Origin of the sequence: Streptomyces sp. NPDC006551, assembly GCF_040611675.1 — a bacterium.
Taxonomy (GTDB): Bacteria; Actinomycetota; Actinomycetes; order Streptomycetales; family Streptomycetaceae; genus Streptomyces.
Window position 1 is genome coordinate 46,770 of sequence record NZ_JBEXOT010000009.1, and the last position, 17,123, is coordinate 63,892.

Below are 17,123 nucleotides of genomic sequence, written 5' to 3' on the forward strand. Positions count from 1 at the left end.
ACCGCGGGAACGCCGCCCGAGGGAACGCGCCCGAGCGCGTGGGTAGCCTCACTAGAGACCGCCAAGCGGTACGAGCGCCGTCGGCAGCTACTCCTCGTGCAGGGTGCTCGCCCGTACGGCGGCCATGGCGACTTGGTGGCCGGGGTGTTTCAGCCATCCGTCTGCGGCCGCCACACACCCGGTCCGCCGCCGCGCCACTCGATGACCGCCGGGTTGTCGAGCACGATCTCTTCCGGCTCCAGGCCGTGCTGGTCCAGGAAGTCCCACAGCTCCGCAGGCCCCGCACCGCGCCTGCGATCGTGCCGTCGAGGCGCACCTGCCTCACTCCGGCGCTGGTCCGGTGGACAGACGACGAAGCGCAGCTCCGTACCCACCTCTCCACCGTGCCCCGGCGGCACGGCGCCCACATCCCGGTCCCCCGCCGGGCGCCGGCCGATCTTGCTGCCGCCCGCCGCACGGCCTCGCCCGTACGGGATGGTCGGACCGCAGTGCGGCGGCACCCGCTGGTCGCGGTGCGCCGTATGCGGTTCCGCCGGGGGTGACGCGCTCCGCTGATCGCAGGCGGGCTTCATCGCCGAAGTCCGCCGCTGGGCGAGGCAGGGTCGAGCTTAACGGTGGCGCCGGCGTCGTCGCCGAAGAGCAGCCCGGCATTCACCCCGTCCAGGACGACGCGCCAGCCCTGTGGGGTCAGCCCTTGGGCGGGAGGCTGGTGGGACATGGCACGACGGCGGTCACCGTCTTGCCCACCGCGCGAACGTCGCCCCGCACGTCCGCCGACAGCTTGCGCAGCAGGTGCTGGCCGAACCCACCCGGCTTGGTGGCATCCCAGGGCAGCCACCCCCGCTCGGGGTCGGGGTCGATGTCGTTTGCATGGGCGATGCGCAGCTGTCCCCACCTCGGCAGAGGTGAGTTCACGGCTGAGTACGAGGTACCTGAACGGCTCCCCTTCAACGACGGGCCAGAAGGTGAACCGTCCGGCGCGCGTATTCCAGGACGGGCTGCATCACGACCACGCAGCTGAGTCTCCCGCATCCCCTTCGGTACCGCCTCCCGATTGGGGCGCGGCGTCCTCACCTCGGCCACAACCGAGCAGCGAGGGAACCGGGTTCGTTCGGAGCTGCCTTCCGCTGCCCACGTGCCCACCTAGGTGTACGCCGACGCCGCGCGGGAGTCGGCCGCCCGCGGGTCGCAGGCCGCGCCGGTCAGCCCGTGGCGGCGGTCCTTCCCGCCCGTCTCGCGGCTGCGGCGGCCCGTATCCGGTCCAGCGGGATACCGGCTTGGTCGCACAGGGTGGCCAGGTCGAAGTAGATCGCCTCACCCGCCATCAGCCCATCCTGGAAGGGGACGACATTGGCGAAGGGCACCTCGAAGGCGCCTCCTCCGGGCGGTACCCCGAGCCACTCCCCGCGGCTGGTGCCGCGCAGCGTCCCCCATACGACGATGACGTCCTCCCCGAAGGTCATGCCCTCGTCCTCGGGGGCGAGGTCCGGGAACGCGGTGAAGTACTGCTGCTGGTAGGCGGCGCGCACCGCGTCCCTTCCCTGGCTGCGCAACCCGAGCGCCTTCGTCTCGAGGAAGCAGTCCCCGACGAACGTTCTGAGGATGCCGGCGATGTCCCGTGCCGTCTCCGCCTCGCGGTGGGCCTCGAAGAGGCGGCGCATCTCGGTGGTGTCCATACCCCTGCTCCCGCTTCCGGTGGCCCGCTCGGTCCCCTTTCGATCGTAGAAGGCGGCCGATGGGCCGACCACCGGGACCCGCACCGCCGCCCTGAGACACCGGCTCGGCCGATGCGGGGGCGGCTCGACGAGGCGGCATGGCTGCTATCGACAGCCGCGAAGGGGACGATGATGTCGCTGTGGCCGGTGTCGTCCCCAGCAGTACGGCAACCCGCGCCAGAGAGGCCTCGGATCTGCTGGACCACTGCCGGGACGCTCTGGTCGCACCAGGACTGTCTTGCTTGCCGTGCGTCCACTGCTCAGGCGGCCCGATCCAGTCGGCCATCGCCTGGTTGCTGCCCTGGCACGTACCCCAGCGCTGCCGAAAACTCGGGTTCTGGCTCACTTTCCGTGAGTGGCAGGCGGGTGCTCGCGAGGCAGAGCGGTGCTGGGGCACGGTGAGGCGAGCGCATCTCTCATGCGCTCATCCTGACGTCTTCAACTTGGCCCCAGGGCGTTGGGACGATGGGTCAGCGTCTGACGCGGTTGCGGATGGCCAGGACTGCCAGGCGGGGGCGGGTTCGGTCACCCAGGGACCATTTCGTGGGCGCTCTGTAACAGTTCCTGTCTCTGCTTCTGCAGCCACGACGCGCCCTGCACACCGAAGTCTCACCGCACCGGTGCCGCCCGGGAACTTCGCAGTAGCGCCGCTCGGACGGTCCTTCCTCACCTTGCCGCAGACTCGGTCGGCCGGCCGAATGATCCACAAATCGGGCAACTGTTCAGAAATGCCGATCCGGGATCTCCGCACAGCGGTGCGGGTCGGCGAGGCCGTGGGGTCGGCGGGCGCCTGGATCGGCTCGTCAGCGCGCCAGACAGACCGGAATGGTCGCGCAGGCGTCACCCGACAGCCGGTCTCGTCTGCTCGCCGAAGCGAGGCTCGTCGGCCACCGTGACGTCCAGGTGCTGGGCTGCGTCCGCGCCTCCTTCTGCGCCGGGCGCTCCCCGGAGTGTCCGAACAGAACCGCGCGCTCGTCGAATCAAGTGAATTCAGACGATTTTGTGTTGATAATGCCTAAGTCATCGGGCACGTCTCCCCCCAGCGGTTCTCGCCGTTGAGAGGGACATGAATGACGAGTCAGACCACCGAAGCCGAGTTGGAGGGCCTCCTCCACCAAGCGCTGCAGGCCACAGGTACAGACGCGCGTTGGACGGCCCACACGGACGAGACGTGGTGCCGCGTCGCGCCCCGGTCCGGGTCTCAACGCGACCAGGGCTGGAAGCTGCACGTGTCGGCAACGGCCACCTCCGCGCCGACGGTCCTCGCGAAGGCCTTGGACGTATTGCTACGGGAGGAGTCGGCGTTCAAGTTCGCCCGGTCGCTCGACCAGGTGAGCGCGCTCAACTCCCGCGCCACGCCCCGGGGAAGCTCGGGCAAGTTCATCACCGTCTACCCCCGCTCCGACGCCGACGCGGCGCGGCTGGCCGAGGAGCTGCACCAGGCCACGGCGGGGCTGGCCGGCCCCCGGATCCTGTCCGACCAGCCCTACGCCCCACACAGCCTGGTGCACTACCGCTACGGCTCCTTCGTCGCCCGACGACGACTGTCGGACCACGGCCTGTTGGTGTGGTTCATCGAGGACCCCGACGGCAATCCCGTGGAGGACAAGCGCACAGGCCAGTTCTCTCCGCCGCCGTGGGCGGTCTGCCCGTTCCCCGCCTCGGTGCCCACCCCTCCGCCCGCGGCGGAGGCGGCAAGCAGCCCGGTGGTGCTGGGCGGCCGTTTCGCGGTACAGGAGGCCATCCGGCACACGAACAAGGGCGGCGTCTACCGGGGTACCGACGTCGACACGGGCGCCCCCGTCGTGATCAAGGAGGCCCGGCCGCATGTGGACGCCGACGCCTCCGGCCGCGACGTCCGCGACTGGCTGCGCGCCGAGGCCCGGACGCTGGAGAAGCTCAAGGGCCTGGGACTGGCTCCGGAACCGCTGATGCTGTTCGAACACGGCGGGCACCTGTTCCTCGCCCAGGACCAGGTGCCGGGGATCACTCTGCGCACCTGGGTAGCCGAGCACTTCCGCGACGTCGGAGGCGAGCGCTACCGCGCCGACGCGTTGGCCCTTGTCGCACGCTTGGTCGACGTGGTCGCGACGGCCCACGCCCACGGCTGCGTCCTGCGGGACTTCACGCCCGGCAACGTCATGGTCCGCCCGGACGGCGAACTGACCTTGATCGACCTGGAACTGGCCGTTCTGGAGGACGACACCCCCCTGCCGACGCGTCTGGGCACCCCGGGTTTCAGCGCTCCCGAACGCCTGGCCGACGCACCCGTCTCCCCGACGGCCGACTACTACAGCCTCGGCGCCAACGTGTGCTTCGTCCTGGCCGGGAAGGTGCCGAACCTGCTGTCCGAGGAGCCTGTCGTACGGACCTCGGAACAGCGGCTCGCCGCATGGCTGGCCGCCTGCGCCGGGCCGCTGCGCCTGCCGGACGGCCTGGCGGACATGGTCCTCGGACTGATGAAGGACGATCCCACCGAGCGCTGGGACCCGCCCAGGGCCCGCGAGGCTCTCCGGAAGGCGATCCCGGCGCAACCTGTTGGCGAAGCCACCGCCCACCCGGTACGGGACGACAACCCGGTGCGGGTCGACGACCCCGACGATCCGGTGGCCGGGATCGTCGACCACCTCATCGACTCGATGACCCCGGCGGACGACCGACGGCTGTGGCCCGTGTCCACCACGGCCGGGGAGACCGATCCCTGCACCGTGCAGCAGGGCGCGGCCGGCGTCCTGGCGGTGCTGACGCGGTACTTCGAACTCACCGCCGACCCGCGCCTGCCCGAGCTGATCTCCACCGCGGGCCACTGGATGGCACGCCACACCGACACCCGCTCCACACGCCCCGGCCTGCACTTCGGCGGCCGTGGGACCGCATGGGCCCTGTACGACGCCGGACGCGCCATCGACGACCGTCGGCTCATCGATCACGCACTGGCCCTGGCCCTGGCACCGCAACAGGACACGCCCAGCCACGACATCACTCACGGCACCGCGGGCAGCGGCCTCGCCGCCCTCCACCTGTGGCACCGCACCGGCGACGCGCGGTTCGCGGAACTGGCTGTCGACGCCGCCGACCGGTTGGCCGCCGCCGCGCAGCGCGAGCCGTCCGGAGTGAGCTGGGCGGTTCCCGCGGAAGCCGTTTCCGAGGAGGCCGGCAAACGCTACCTCGGCTTCGCCCACGGGACGGCCGGCATCGGCTGCTTTCTTCTCGCCGCCGCGGCCGTCTCGCAACGCCAGGAGCACATGGACCTGGCCGTGGAGGCCGGCGGGCACCTGCTGGCCAACGCCGTACTCATCGGCGAGGCGGCCCAGTGGCCCGCCCAGGCCACGAACTTGCCCACGGCCCCGTACTGGTGCCACGGCGCCGCGGGCATCGGGACCTTCCTCGTCCGACTGTGGAAGGCCACCGGCGACGACAGGTTCGGCGACCTCGCCCGCCGCGGTACGCACGCCGTCGCGGAGCGCGCCTCTCGCGCCGCCCTCACCCAGTGCCACGGGCTGGCGGGCAACGGTGACTTCCTCCTCGACATGGCCGACGCCACAGGTGATTCCGCCTACCGCGTCATGGCGGAGGAGCTGGCCCGTCTCATCCTCTCCGAAAGGGCCCAGCGCCACGGCCACGTGGTCTTCCCCAACGAATACGGGGACGTCTCGACCAGCTGGAGCGATGGATCCGCCGGAATCCTGGCCTTCCTCCTGCGGATCCGCCACACCGACCCCCGGCACTGGATGGTCCAGATGCCGGCCTGAGCGGCATGCAGTACTGCCGCCACCCACAGAAAAGGAGAACCCATGGAACACCAGGATCTCGAACTGCTGGCCCGGCTCCACGCCCTTCCTGAGACCGAGCCCGTCACCATCGACGCGGACGCCGGCTCCCAGACGTGCGACTGCATCGGCCTGCTGACCCTGCTGAACACGATCTGCATCGGCGTCAGCTGCGCCTAGGCCAGGCAGCACTCTCCGGCCGGCGGCTGCCACTGGACAGCCGTCGGCCGGAGTGATGGCCCGATCTCGCGTGCAGCCGTCCTCGTCTTCGCATCCTCTGCGCACCACACAGCGAAGAGCCTGGACATCGCAGCTGCCCAACCCCACGGCGAGCCCGGCCCTGACGACGCTCCTGAACGGCGTGAGCATCACCCAGACCGCATCCCTGCCGACGCCGGTGGGGAGGCTGACCCGGTGTTTTCAGGGAGGACGCGCCATGCCGTACTCCGCGCACGCCAGGGTGGCCGCGGACGGCGAATCCGTAGATGAGGACCAGACCACATGCAGCTACACGCCGGTGATGACGATGTCGCCCCATCAGCCCTCATGACAGCTGCCATCACCAGCCCGCACGCCGCACACCACTCCCCCGAGCCCGTGTACGCCATCAGCGCTCGCGGCCTGGTCAAGAGCTACCCGGGCCCGGAGGGCACCACCAGCCACGCCGTACGCGGCTTGGACCTGGACGTGCGACAAGGCGAGACCTTCGCCTTCCTCGGCCCCAACGGCGCCGGGAAGTCCACCACCATCGCCTTGCTGTGCGCCCTGGCTCGCCCCACCTCCGGTCACGCCACGGTCGCCGGCGCCGACGTGCTCACCCAGCCCCATCAGGTACGGCGACGGGTCGGCATGCTCTTCCAGCACAGCGCCTTGGACCCGGACCTGACGGCCGACCAGAACCTGCACATCCACGCACGCCTCTACGGGCTCCGCCGCCGCCACGCCCGTCGGCGCGCCACCGAGGTGCTCGAGATGGTCGGACTGACCGACCGGCGGCGCTCCCCGGTACGCACGCTGTCGGGCGGGATGCGGCGCCGCCTGGAGATCGCCCGCGGCCTGCTGCACGCTCCCCGCGTGCTGTTCCTGGACGAGCCGACCACCGGACTCGACCCCCATGCCCGCGCCCAGGTCTGGGAGCACCTACGCACTCTGCGCGACCGGCATGGCAGCACGCTCTTCGTCACCACTCACTACCTGGAGGAGGCGGAGAACTGCGACCGCATCGCCATCATCGACCACGGCCGGCTGGTGGCACAAGGCACGCCCCTCGCGCTCAAGACCGCGATCGGAGATGACCGGGTGGTGCTGCGCACCAGCGACGACACGACTGCACAACAGGTCGTACGCCAGATCCTGCCGTCGAACGGGGCGATCACCGTGGACGCCGACGGTGTCTGCCTGCGGGTACCCGACGGCAGCGCCTGGATTCCCCGCCTGTGCGCGGCCCTGGAAGGCCACGGCGTCGCCGTGCACGCGGCGTCCGCCACCCCGCCCACGCTCGACGATGTCTTCTTCCACCACACCGGCCGCAGCATCCACGCCACCCAAGCCGGTCAGACACCGACCACTCCCACCCAGTGCGCGACCACGACAGAAGCTGACGGCGGCCGATGACGACACTCCCCCTCCACGCCTCAAGTACCTCTGGCAGCGAACGAACGGCCCGCCTGCGGCACGAGCTACGCGCGGTCCACGGCCTGATCTACCGAGATCTGTTGCGCCTGGCCGGCCAGCGCACCCACACCGCACTGATGCTGCTCCACCCCGTGCTCTACCTCTTCGCCCTGGGAGGCGGACTGGCCGCCCTCATTCCCACGACCTCCCTGGGCGTCGGCTACCAGATCTACCTGTTCCCCGGGATGCTGATGATGACGGTGCAGATGCCGGCCATCACGGTCGGCGTCCGCCTGATCACCGACCGGCAGAGCGGCTACCTACGAGAACTCCTGATGGCCCCGGTCAGCCGCTCCACCCTGCTTTTGGGAAACTGCGCCGGGGGCACTCTGGTCGCCACTGTCCAGGGCGCTGCACTGCTCAGCCTGGCCGGCGCCGTCGGCCTGCCCTACGACCCGCCCCTCCTGGTCATGCTCCTCGCCGGCATGATCCTGACCTCCTTCACGCTCACCGCCCTGGCCCTGGCCCTGGCCGTGAGCATTGCCAGAGCCGAGACGTTCCACATGCTGCTCGGCCTGGTGATGATGCCGCTCCTGTTCCTCTCGGGCGCCTTCTTCCCCCTGCAGACCATGCCCGGCTGGGCCCACACTCTGGCCAACGCCAATCCGCTCGCCTACGGAGTGGACCTGCTCCGCCGCTGCATCGCCCTACGGGTACCGGACCAGGCAGCCGTCGGCGGCATCGAATGGGCCGGCTGGCAACCCCCCTTGCCCCTCGTGGCCGCCCTCCTCCTGACCAGCGGCGCGATGGCCCTCCTGTGGGCCGCCCACCGCTTCGGCCGCCCGGAGTAGCAAGCCACCTCGGTGGGTTGCTCTGGACGCCCGCGCGCTCGGCTTTCCGTAAATCGGCGCGCGCGGCGGTCGCCCTGTTGCTCCTGGCAGCGCCAAGCGGTCCCGCCGACGCGGACGGTCACCGGGGAGTCGCTTGAACTGCGCGCTTGATGGGCATTGGCGACTTCCAGAGCGGTGGAACACGACGTGCTGCCGCTGCCGAACACGGCGAGTCCGTTGACGCTGTCCGATCCACTGCCGCGACGGCTACACGAGTACACCTCCCCCACCGTCACTCATTCGGGCCAGCGCTGCCACCACTCGGACAGCGCCTTACGGACCAGCAGGCGCTGTGGACGCCCGTCGTCCCGTATGGGCGGTTCGAGTGGGACGTGGACGGGCAGGCGCCTCGATGTGGAGGGACCTGCCATCCCAGCAGTGCGATGTCGGGCCCGCGCACACCCGTGGTCGGACAACCCCGGTATGACGAGCCGGAGCCCGTACGGACGACCTCAGCTGAGGGCGAGGAGGGACAGGACGCCGGGCGGTCGGGCCCGTTACCGTGCCGTCTGCGGCACGGAGGCCGTGGCGGAGGCGTCCCGGCGGGATGCCGCGACCGGCGGATCCGCCGCTTCGGCGGCGCGGCGGTATTCGGCGTTGATGCGCCGGGCTTCTTCGAGCTGATCTTCGAGGATGACGATGCGGCAGGCGGCCTCGATGGGGGTTCCCTGGTCGACGAGCTCGCGGGCTCGCGCGGCGATACGCAGCTGGTAGCGAGAAAAGCGTCGGTGGCCCCCCGGGGAGCGCAGGGGGGTGATGAGGCGAGCTTCGCCTATGGCGCGGAGGAAGCCCTGGGTGGTGCCGAGCAGTTCGGCGGCCCGGCCCATGGTGTAGGCGGGGTAGTCGTCGTCGTCGAGACGGCCGTAGAGGTCGTCTGCTGTCATTGGCACCTCTCTGCGAAACGCGTTGAGGGGCCCTGGTGCCATACCGGCACCAGGGCCCCGAAGGAACTGCTACACCATCTGTCGGCCCTAGTGCTGCGCCGACCTTCTGTTTCCGCGGGCCCGGCTTGGGTGCTGCCGGGGGCGCGGGGATCGCGGTTGCGTGACCGGAGACCACCTGCCTATCGATGTCCTGCGGTACCCGGACTCAGTACTTCCGTCCGGGCGATCCTGATGGCGCTCAACTCCTCCGTTCTTCCCTCTGAACCAATCACTTGCCAAACAGGTACTGCGTACTGCTGTGGCCTCGAACAGCGCCACTCTCCGGCAGCCAGCCCCGTCGCCCGTCCTGCATCTACTCTGGCTTGGAACCCCACTGCCGAACTTCCCGGTACGCGCGTCCGCAGTCAGACGCCTTTACCGAGGAACTGCCGGGAACCTCACTGCTGGTACTGCTCGCGGCGGCCCCTGATCACTGCGGGCCACCCGGTCCGGCCGTCAGCCCCGTCGCCATCCTGCAACCGCTCCGGCTTCGGAACTCCACCGCCGCACCGTCCTGCGAACTGCAACTTCAACTGCAGGTACTGCTGCCCGGCAGTTCGTCTCTGCCGGGCCCTTCTCGATCTCTGCTACGAGAGAAACCATAACCACACCACCATCCAATGTCTACTCCGGCCAACATAGATTTCCGTGTGTTCGATGGTGAGATAGTCGCCTTCGAACGGCAGAGGGACCGCCGGGGTGTGGACCTACCTGTGGCGCGGCCACCGCTCCGGTCGGCGCCCTCGGTACCGCCGGCCCGACGCGGACACGGGAGCGGGGTCGGCACACCGGCTGGGTACGGCGGATCGGGCATCGACGATCCGGAGTGCGGGTGCGGGACGTGATGGATGGGATCGGCAGCCCGGCTCCGGGCCGGGCAAGCGAGAGTTGAGTGGCGCCAGCGGTATCCAGGTCGAACGCGCGCAGCGCCGTCGCGGCCGCGTCGGCGCGGCCGCGTCGGCGCGGTTCAGGGCTGTTCCGCCAGGGTGACCGTGGCGTCTGCACTCAGCAGCGCCACCTCGGTGGCGTAGGCGGCGTGGCCGGTGAAGGCAGTTCGGCGCAGCGGGACTGCTAGAGGCGTCCACTCTCCGGCGCGCGTCCCAGGGCTGTCACTGCCAGTGCACCGGCAGCGAGCGCGCCCCCCGTCCACATCACCGGCTCGAGCCCGGCGCCGTCCGCCACCAGGCCGCCGACCAGTGCTCCCAGGGCGATCGCTCCGTTGAAGACGCCGACGAACAGGGAGGACGCCGCCTCCCGGGCGCGCGGGGCCGCGGTGAGGAGCCAAGTCTGGGTGCTGACGGAGACACCACCGTACGACAGGCCCCACACGGCCAGCAGAGCCGCGGCCGTCATGACCGAACCGCCCAGCAGCGGCAGCAGTCCGATCGTCGCCGCCAGCACCAGGCTGATCGCCACGAGCGTACGGCGCGGTGACCGTCCAGCGCTGGATCCTGCGGCGAAGTTGCCGAGGACGCCGGCCACTCCGTACACGAGCAGCAGTGTGCCGATCGCCGCGGCGCTCGCTCCGGAGATCTCCTCCAGGGCGGGGCGCACATACGTGTAGGCGGCGAAGTGTCCGGTGACCAGCAGGGCCACCACGGCGAGGCCGGTGGCCACGCGGGGGTTGCCGGCCAGCCGCATCACACCGGCGACTCGGATGTCCTGTTCCGCGGGCAGCGCGGGCAGCAGCACCGCGAGGGCCACCAGGACCACCAGTGCCAATCCGGCGAGGGTCAGGAACGCCGTGCGCCAGTCGGCGAGTTCGCCGATGTACGTGCCCGCCGGGACACCGAGGACGGACGCCACCGCGATTCCGCTGAAGACGAGGGAGGTGGCAGGCGCCACGGACTTCCCCGGGACCAACCGCACGGCGAGTCCGGCCGCGATGGACCAGACGCCGCCCATGCCGACGCCGACAAGCACGCGGGCGGCGATCATCACGCCGAAGCCGGGCGCCCACGCCGCCAGCAGGTTGCCGAACGTCAGGACCGCCATCAGGACACACAGCACGAGCCGCCGGTCGAACCGCCCGAACGCCGGTGTCAGCAGCGGCGCGGAGACCGCGCCGACCAGGCCGGTGACGGTCAGCGTCAGCCCGGCCGTTCCCTCCGTCACGTTCAGCGCGTCACCGATGGGCGTGAGCAGGCCCACCGGCAGCATCTCGGATGTGACCACGGTGAATGTCGCACCGGCGACGGCAGCCACGGCGAGCCACCCCCGCGCCCCTGGGCGCCCCGTCTCCGCCACGACGCCCGCGATTTTCTCTGTCTGTGCCATGTGGCCAGCCAACCCGGCGGTGACCTGCGGGAACAACGGCCAATCCCTCATCCTTCCATGAGCGGGGCTACTCGATCGGTCGCTCCCTGGGGGAAGGAGACGCGTGAGCGGTCTGGAGATGCGCGAGCTGGAGGCGTTCCTCGTCCTCGCCGAGGAACTGCACTTCGGCCGGGCGGGCAAGCGGCTGTACGTCTCCCAAAGCCGGGTCAGCCAGTTGCTGCGGGCCCTGGAGGGGCGTATCGGCGCCCCCTTGTTCGAGCGCACCAGCCGCCGGGTGCGCCTCACCCCTCTGGGCGAGAGCCTTCTCGCCGACCTGCGTCCCGCGTACGAGGCGCTGCGCGCGACGGTCGACGACGCCCGCGCGGCGGCCCGCGGGATCGGCGGGGTGCTGCGCATCGGTTTCCAGGGTGCGGTCGACGACCATCTGGGGCAGGCCATCGCCCTGTTCGGCAGTCGGTACCCGGAGTGTGCGTGGGAACTCGTGGAGGTTCCGCTGTCGGATCCCTTCGGCCCGGTACACCGCCAGGAGGTGGACTGCGCAGTGGTCCTCCTTCCGGTGGAAGAGGATGACCTGGTCCTCGGCCCCGTCTTCTCCCAGCAGCCACAGACCCTCGCCGTCTCGGTCCGTCACCCCTTCGCGGCACGGGAGTCGGTGTCGGCGGAGGATCTGGCGGAGTGCGACCTGATCGGTGTCGGCGCCCCGGCCCCTGCCTATTGGCAACTGGCCCAGGCACCGTCCCGAACGCCGGGCGGCCGCAAGGTACCGGCCGGGCCCGTCGTGAACACGCTCCAGGAGGGCCTGAGCTTCGCGGCGGCGAACCGCGGGGCGATGCTCCTCTGCCGCTCGACCGCCGACTATCACAGCCGGCGCGGCTCCCTCGCGTTCATCCCGGTCGAGGGCCTCCCGGACTCCCTCCTGGGCCTGATCCGCCTCCGCGCTCACGCTTCGGCCCAGGCGCAGGCCTTCGCGCAGGCGCTTTCGGAGGCGGTGGGGTGAGATCCGGCCACCCGGGGCCACTGACGGTTCGACGGCCTGAACGACGCACGCGCATGAGCCGTACACCACCGGCCCCGCCCTCTGACCACAACCCATCGGCCCGGTTCCGCGTCCTTCTCTCAAAGTCATCTCCGGCCGGCCGGCCGGTGCGGAGCGACGCCGACCCTGGGGAACATCATCAGTACGTTCACCCCTGACCGACCCGCCCGGACCGGCCGCACGACCGGAATCGGCAGGGCACTGCTGGGCGGCGTGGCGGGTGTCCTGCTGACCGCCGCGGAGCGACCGAGAAGTACCCGGGGTTGATAGGCACTGGCGAGATTGCGGGCCGGGTGTGGGCGCCCGCGCGGTCGGCGGAGGGGTGGCCCGCGGCTACGGCGCGGTACTGGGTGGGGTGGCCCGGAAAGCCGGTGCCGAGAAGCCCGGTGCCGGAGCCATGGCGGCTCGCCGGCCGCAGGTGCCGTGGGCGGCGAGCCGCTGTGGGGTGGGGTCAGTCCGTGTCGCGGGGGTCGAAGGAGTCGGTGTCGATCGTCAGGGGCTCGGGGAACGCGGTGGCGACGGCGTCCCATCGGGTCAGCTTGAAGTTCGTGCCTTCCCGGCCCCCGTCCGCGGGAGTGGCCTCACCGTCGTGCGTGACCAGCAGCCCCTTGGGGAACGGCCTGCCCAAGGGGACGTTGACCACGGTGGCACCGTCGGAGTGCTGCACGCCGTCGGTGGCGGTGCTGTCGGTGATGGAGAAGGTGCCGACGTAGCGGTTGTCGCCCTCACGCTCGTACACGGCGAAGGTGTTGTCGCCCTGGCTGGAGGAGAGTACGTATCCGGTGCCGTCCTCGGCGTGGTAGACGGTGACGCCTTCCGCGTCGGCGGAGAGGTGCTCACCGCCGAATCCCGGGTCATTGTCCGTGTCGAGGACGCACTCCTCCTCCGTGGTGTCGTACGTCCACGGGGTGCCGTACTCGCGAACGCGGTCCATGAGTTCCGCCCCGTCGAACTCCTCGTCGTCGAGTTCGATGCGCCAGAGACCCACCGTCTCCTGCGCGGCGTAGAGAACGCGCTCCTCCTGGTCCACGGCCATGCCTTCGACCTGCGGGCGCTCGCCGGGGTCGGCGCACGGTGACCAGGTGGCGCCGTCGGGCAGGGTGAAGGTGTCGGGGAGGTCGAGGGTGTCCTCGGTCCGGTAGCCGATTCGCCCGCCGCGGTCCTCAAGACGCAGCAGGCGCAGTCGGGTCTCCTCGCGCTGCGACGCCACCACATAGGCGTTGTCGTCGTCGCTGAAGGCGGTCAGGCCGTAGGCCGTGCGCTGATCGTCCACCTCTGCCTCGTCGGCCGCGAAGACCGGCGCGACATCGGGCGCGGTGACGTCCCTGAGCGGCGGCCTGCCCGCCGCGACGGCGCCGGGATCGATGGCGAAGGCCCGGATCCGGTCGCGACCGCGGTCGCTGACGAGGGCCAGATCGGTCTTCCTGCCGGCCAGGTCGAACCCGTAGACGATGTCGACATTGTTGAAGCGGCCGGGCGCGGCCTCCTCGTGCGGGGCCCCGGGCGCCGGTATGTGCTGCAGGCGGCGGCCGTCGAGCCCGTAGACGTCGAGGCCCGCCTCTTTCAAGGTCCCGATGACGATGCTGCGACCGGAGTCGCGGGGGTCGACCCAGACGGCGGGGTCGTCGGCGTCGGCGTTGCCGCCCGCCTCGTCGTCGTAGACCGCGGGGGTCTCGGCGCGAGCGGTGATGGACAGCGGGGGATGAGGGGCGGTTCCGGTCGCCATGAGGAAGGCGGCGGCCAGCGCGCACAGAGCGGAAGCGCTCACGATACTCCTCGGTAGGGGGTGGGCGCGGAAACGCTATGGGTGACGGGCAAAGTCCGGCACACACGCTGATGAACAGCGAACGACCTCTCAGATCGCTTCGGCCGCACGGCGGACGCGCGGCCTAGACGCCTGATCGAGGACGATGGCGGCTGTCCGACGTTCCGGCAGTGCACGACCGGGAGGGCTCGGCGACTCGGGACTTCTCGGTGGGCCGGCGTGCTGCCTGCCGGACAAAGGCCGGCTGGTCGGACCGGCGGTACGCGTTCAACTTGCCGCGCGTGGCGACGCGATGAGCGGACCGACGCACGGGTCATGCTCAGGCTGGTCTGAGAATCTGCGAATCCGCGTCGCTTCCGCCTCCGACGTCTCCAGGCGAGCGGGCGCCGAACTGCTCACCGATCCGTACGAGCGACGCCGCGCCGTACTGGACGACGACCTGTTTCCGCGAGCACGAGCCGACGCCGGATCCTCGTCCTCGGCCGCTACGACGAAGACGGACGGATACGCCCCGTTCGGCCTGCTCCGTGCCTCCGGCTGACAGCTCGGCCAGGGCGGAATCCCCTGCCCCCGGCACGCCGGTCGTGTGCGAGGGACGGCGTTCCCGGGTGCGCCCCAACCCGAGGCCTCGACCGCGCCGGCCCCCTTCCCGGCAGCACCCTGCGGCCGCCACCGACGTATGAGTCAGCGCCAGCTCGGGTGGCCCTCGGCGGTGATGCCCGGGGTCAGTGAGCGGGGTTCGGTGCCGTCTCGGCGGACGGCCCAGATCCAGGGCTTCTCGTAGGGGCCGCGGACGAAGGCCAGCCAAGCGCCGTCCGGGGACCAGGTGGGGTCCATCTCATGGACTCCGGTCGCCACCACCGCGCGGTCGTTCTCACCGTCGGTGCCGACCACGTGGATGTCGCCCTGGGTGCCCTGGCCGTACCGGCCCGCCGTGTAGGCGAACGCGCGCCCGTCGGGCGACCACACCGGGTCCAACGCCGGGTGCGGCAGCCGGGTCACCTGCCGTGGGGCGGTTCCCGGCGCGTCCGGATCCACCAGGTGGATCTGCCAGTTGCCCTCCCCCGCCTCCTGGCAGACTGCGATGTGCCTGCCGTCCGGCGACCAGGCGGGGTCCTCCACCCGGCCCGAGCCGGTGGTCAGTTGCCGCGCGGTCCCGTCGGCCACATCCACCGTGAACAGCTGCTGAACACCGCTCTTCTTGCGGAGCACCGCGAGCCGGGTGCCGTCGGGAGACCACGACACCCGGCCGCCGGCGATGGACGCCAGCCGCCGTGGATTGGTGCCGTCGGCATTCGCCGTCCAGACGGCCGCGCCCTCGACGGTGACCCGCGTGAAAGCGATCGAGCGCCGGTCCGGGGACCACTGCGGGAGTACGGAGCAGGTGTCGTCGGCGATCAGGCGAACGGGCGCACCCCCTCCCGGGTTACGGAGAGCGATCACCCCGTGGCACTTGCCCGGCCAGCCCGGTGCGGTGTCCTGCCGGATCAGCAACGGCTCGTTGGGGAAGGGAGCCGGGGTGGAGGAGGCGGACGGACCGCCGGTGCCGCCGCCCTTGCCGCTCTGCCCGGACTCGCCGGACCACGGCTGCCATACCACCAAACCGGCCGCGGCCAACGCCACCACGGCACCCACCACGACCGGCACGACACGGCGCCCACCCGGCCGCCGTGGAGCAGAGTCGTCAACAGTCCGCACCGGCTCGATCCGCTCAGGCCCAGGTTGCTGGGGCCCAGACCGCTCGGACCCAGACCGCTCGGACCCAGACCACTCGGACTCAGGGTGCTGCGGCTCCGTCCGGTCAGACTCAGACCGCTCGGACCCAAGGCGCCCGGGCTCCGTCCGATCAGACTCAGACCGCTCGGACCCAGGGTGCTGCGGCTCCGTCCGATCAGACTCAGACCGCTGCGGCTCCGTCCGCTCAAGCTCAGACCGCTCAGGCTCGATCCGCTCGGGCTGGGGCTGCACGGGCTCCGTCTGCTCCGGCTCGGTCCGCTCCGCCGCGCTGTCCGTTCGCGGATCCACGGGCGCGGGATCCCGGCGGGGCAGCAGAGCCGTCGCCGCGTCCGGCAGCCAGGCGCCGTCGTCCCGGTGGCGGACCGTCAGGCGGCGGAGGCAGTCCGCCGGGGTGGGCCGTGTCGCCGGGTCCTTCGAGAGGCAGTCGGCGACCAGCCCCCGCAGGGGGTCGGGGACCGCGCTCAGGTCCGGGTCCTCGTGGACGACCTGGTACAGGCGGGCCGCGGACGGTCCGTCCCCGAACGGCGAGCCGCCCGCCGCCTGGGTCAGCACCACGCCCAGGGCGAAGACGTCCACCGCCGGCGTGACCGTGCCTCCCGTGAGCTGTTCGGGGGAGAGGAACCCCGGAGTCCCCACCTGGTAGCCGGTCCGCGTCAGCGTCGTCCCGTCCAGGGCGCGAGCGATGCCGAAGTCGATGACCCGGGGCCCGTCCTCCGCGACGATGATGTTCGCCGGCTTGAGGTCGCGGTGGATGACACCGGCCCGGTGGATCGCCTCCAGCGCCTCGGCGAGCCCGGCGGCCAGCACCGTGAGGGTGTCCGCCGGCAGCGAGCCGACACGCGCGAGGACGGCGGCCAGCGTCGGCCCCGGCACGAACGCCGTCACCAGCCAGGCCGGATCACCCTCCGGATCGGCGTCCACCACCGGAGCCGTGTGGAAGCCGCCCACCCGCCGCGCGGCCGCCACCTCGTCGGCGAACCGGCGCCGGAAGCCGGGTTCGGTGCTCAGCTCGGGTCGTACGACCTTCACGGCCACCGCCCGGCCGGACGGAGAGCGGCCGAGGTACACCACGCCCATGCCGCCCTGACCGAGCCGGTGCGTCAGCTGGTAGCGGCCGTCACCGACCGAGTCGGGATCCCCCGGTGCCAACGGCTTCATGCGTGCGTCCCCCCGTTTCCGTCCCCTGAGCAGGGGCAGGCCACTGCCTACCCGTCGAGGCGTACGCCAGTCAAGCAGGGGACTCCGGCATGTCCCTGAGGGCGATCGGCTCCCGGGTCGGCGCGGCCCCGGCAACCGCTCGTCAGTTTTGCGGGTGATGCCGCCGTGCTCCGCTTCCTCGGCCGGGCGGTCCAGCTGGCACGCCGGTCGGCAGGAGTCCCGCCAAGCGGCCGTCGAG

The 17,123-nt window shown here is 71.2% G+C and carries 12 protein-coding genes; 5 read left to right on the forward strand and 7 right to left on the reverse strand.

The annotated features are described in order from the left end of the window. Positions 1–149 precede the first annotated feature (149 nt). From ABZY12_RS12250 to ABZY12_RS12260, 3 genes are all read right to left on the reverse strand, one after another. Entirely contained in the window at positions 150–374 is a 225-nt protein-coding gene (locus ABZY12_RS12250) for a hypothetical protein (RefSeq protein WP_356889226.1), read from the reverse strand. 313 nt (positions 375–687) lie between these two features. Continuing rightward, positions 688–915, reverse strand: coding sequence for a hypothetical protein (locus tag ABZY12_RS12255; RefSeq protein ID WP_356889227.1), 228 nt, complete (start codon positions 913–915; stop codon positions 688–690). Between the two features lie 287 nt (positions 916–1,202). Then, positions 1,203–1,676: an ester cyclase gene (locus ABZY12_RS12260; protein ID WP_356889228.1), complete on the reverse strand. Its 474-nt coding sequence runs from the start codon at positions 1,674–1,676 to the stop codon at positions 1,203–1,205. A 1,109-nt stretch (positions 1,677–2,785) separates the two neighbouring features. Between ABZY12_RS12260 and lanL the strand changes: the two genes are divergently transcribed. The 4 genes from lanL (at position 2,786) to ABZY12_RS12280 (ending at position 7,950) form a co-directional block, all read left to right on the forward strand. Beyond that, positions 2,786–5,467, forward strand: a complete 2,682-nt coding sequence (gene lanL / locus ABZY12_RS12265; protein WP_356889229.1) for a class IV lanthionine synthetase LanL — start codon at positions 2,786–2,788, stop codon at positions 5,465–5,467. A 42-nt stretch (positions 5,468–5,509) separates the two neighbouring features. Continuing rightward, positions 5,510–5,665 (forward strand): VenA family class IV lanthipeptide, encoded by a 156-nt coding sequence (locus tag ABZY12_RS12270; protein WP_356889230.1) that lies wholly within the window; start codon positions 5,510–5,512, stop codon positions 5,663–5,665. A 321-nt stretch (positions 5,666–5,986) separates the two neighbouring features. Next, positions 5,987–7,099 (forward strand): ATP-binding cassette domain-containing protein, encoded by a 1,113-nt coding sequence (locus ABZY12_RS12275; RefSeq protein WP_356889231.1) that lies wholly within the window; start codon positions 5,987–5,989, stop codon positions 7,097–7,099. After that, on the forward strand, positions 7,096–7,950 hold the full coding sequence (locus ABZY12_RS12280; RefSeq protein ID WP_356889232.1) for an ABC transporter permease: 855 nt from the start codon (positions 7,096–7,098) through the stop codon (positions 7,948–7,950). The genes ABZY12_RS12275 and ABZY12_RS12280 overlap by 4 nt, the downstream gene beginning before the upstream one ends. 536 nt (positions 7,951–8,486) lie before the next feature. Here ABZY12_RS12280 and ABZY12_RS12285 read toward each other — a convergent pair. Together ABZY12_RS12285 and ABZY12_RS12290 are read right to left on the reverse strand one after the other, a co-directional pair. Beyond that, entirely contained in the window at positions 8,487–8,873 is a 387-nt protein-coding gene (locus tag ABZY12_RS12285; RefSeq protein WP_356889233.1) for a MerR family transcriptional regulator, read from the reverse strand. Positions 8,874–9,983: 1,110 nt separating this feature from the next. Next, positions 9,984–11,189: an MFS transporter gene (locus ABZY12_RS12290; protein ID WP_356889234.1), complete on the reverse strand. Its 1,206-nt coding sequence runs from the start codon at positions 11,187–11,189 to the stop codon at positions 9,984–9,986. A gap of 103 nt (positions 11,190–11,292) precedes the next feature. Between ABZY12_RS12290 and ABZY12_RS12295 the strand changes: the two genes are divergently transcribed. Then, positions 11,293–12,186 (forward strand): LysR family transcriptional regulator, encoded by an 894-nt coding sequence (locus ABZY12_RS12295; protein WP_356889235.1) that lies wholly within the window; start codon positions 11,293–11,295, stop codon positions 12,184–12,186. 490 nt (positions 12,187–12,676) lie between these two features. Here ABZY12_RS12295 and ABZY12_RS12300 read toward each other — a convergent pair whose 3' ends face one another. Together ABZY12_RS12300 and ABZY12_RS12305 are read right to left on the reverse strand one after the other, a co-directional pair. Beyond that, positions 12,677–13,993, reverse strand: a complete 1,317-nt coding sequence (locus ABZY12_RS12300) for a phytase (RefSeq protein ID WP_356889236.1) — start codon at positions 13,991–13,993, stop codon at positions 12,677–12,679. A 681-nt stretch (positions 13,994–14,674) separates the two neighbouring features. Next, a complete protein-coding gene (locus tag ABZY12_RS12305; protein ID WP_356889237.1) occupies positions 14,675–16,885 on the reverse strand; it encodes a protein kinase in 2,211 nt (736 codons plus the stop codon). Positions 16,886–17,123 lie beyond the last annotated feature (238 nt).

Bases quoted from the DNA above. Each gene is read 5' to 3' on its own strand.
- ABZY12_RS12260 (WP_356889228.1), bottom strand. From the start codon at position 1,676: ATGGACACCACCGAGATGCGCCGCCTCTTCGAGGCCCACCGCGAGGCG.
- ABZY12_RS12275 (WP_356889231.1), top strand. From the start codon at position 5,987: ATGCAGCTACACGCCGGTGATGACGATGTCGCCCCATCAGCCCTCATG.
- ABZY12_RS12305 (WP_356889237.1), bottom strand. From the start codon at position 16,885: ATGAAGCCGTTGGCACCGGGGGATCCCGACTCGGTCGGTGACGGCCGC.
- ABZY12_RS12270 (WP_356889230.1), top strand. From the start codon at position 5,510: ATGGAACACCAGGATCTCGAACTGCTGGCCCGGCTCCACGCCCTTCCT.
- lanL (WP_356889229.1), top strand. From the start codon at position 2,786: ATGACGAGTCAGACCACCGAAGCCGAGTTGGAGGGCCTCCTCCACCAA.
- ABZY12_RS12285 (WP_356889233.1), bottom strand. From the start codon at position 8,873: ATGACAGCAGACGACCTCTACGGCCGTCTCGACGACGACGACTACCCC.
- ABZY12_RS12280 (WP_356889232.1), top strand. From the start codon at position 7,096: ATGACGACACTCCCCCTCCACGCCTCAAGTACCTCTGGCAGCGAACGA.
- ABZY12_RS12290 (WP_356889234.1), bottom strand. From the start codon at position 11,189: ATGGCACAGACAGAGAAAATCGCGGGCGTCGTGGCGGAGACGGGGCGC.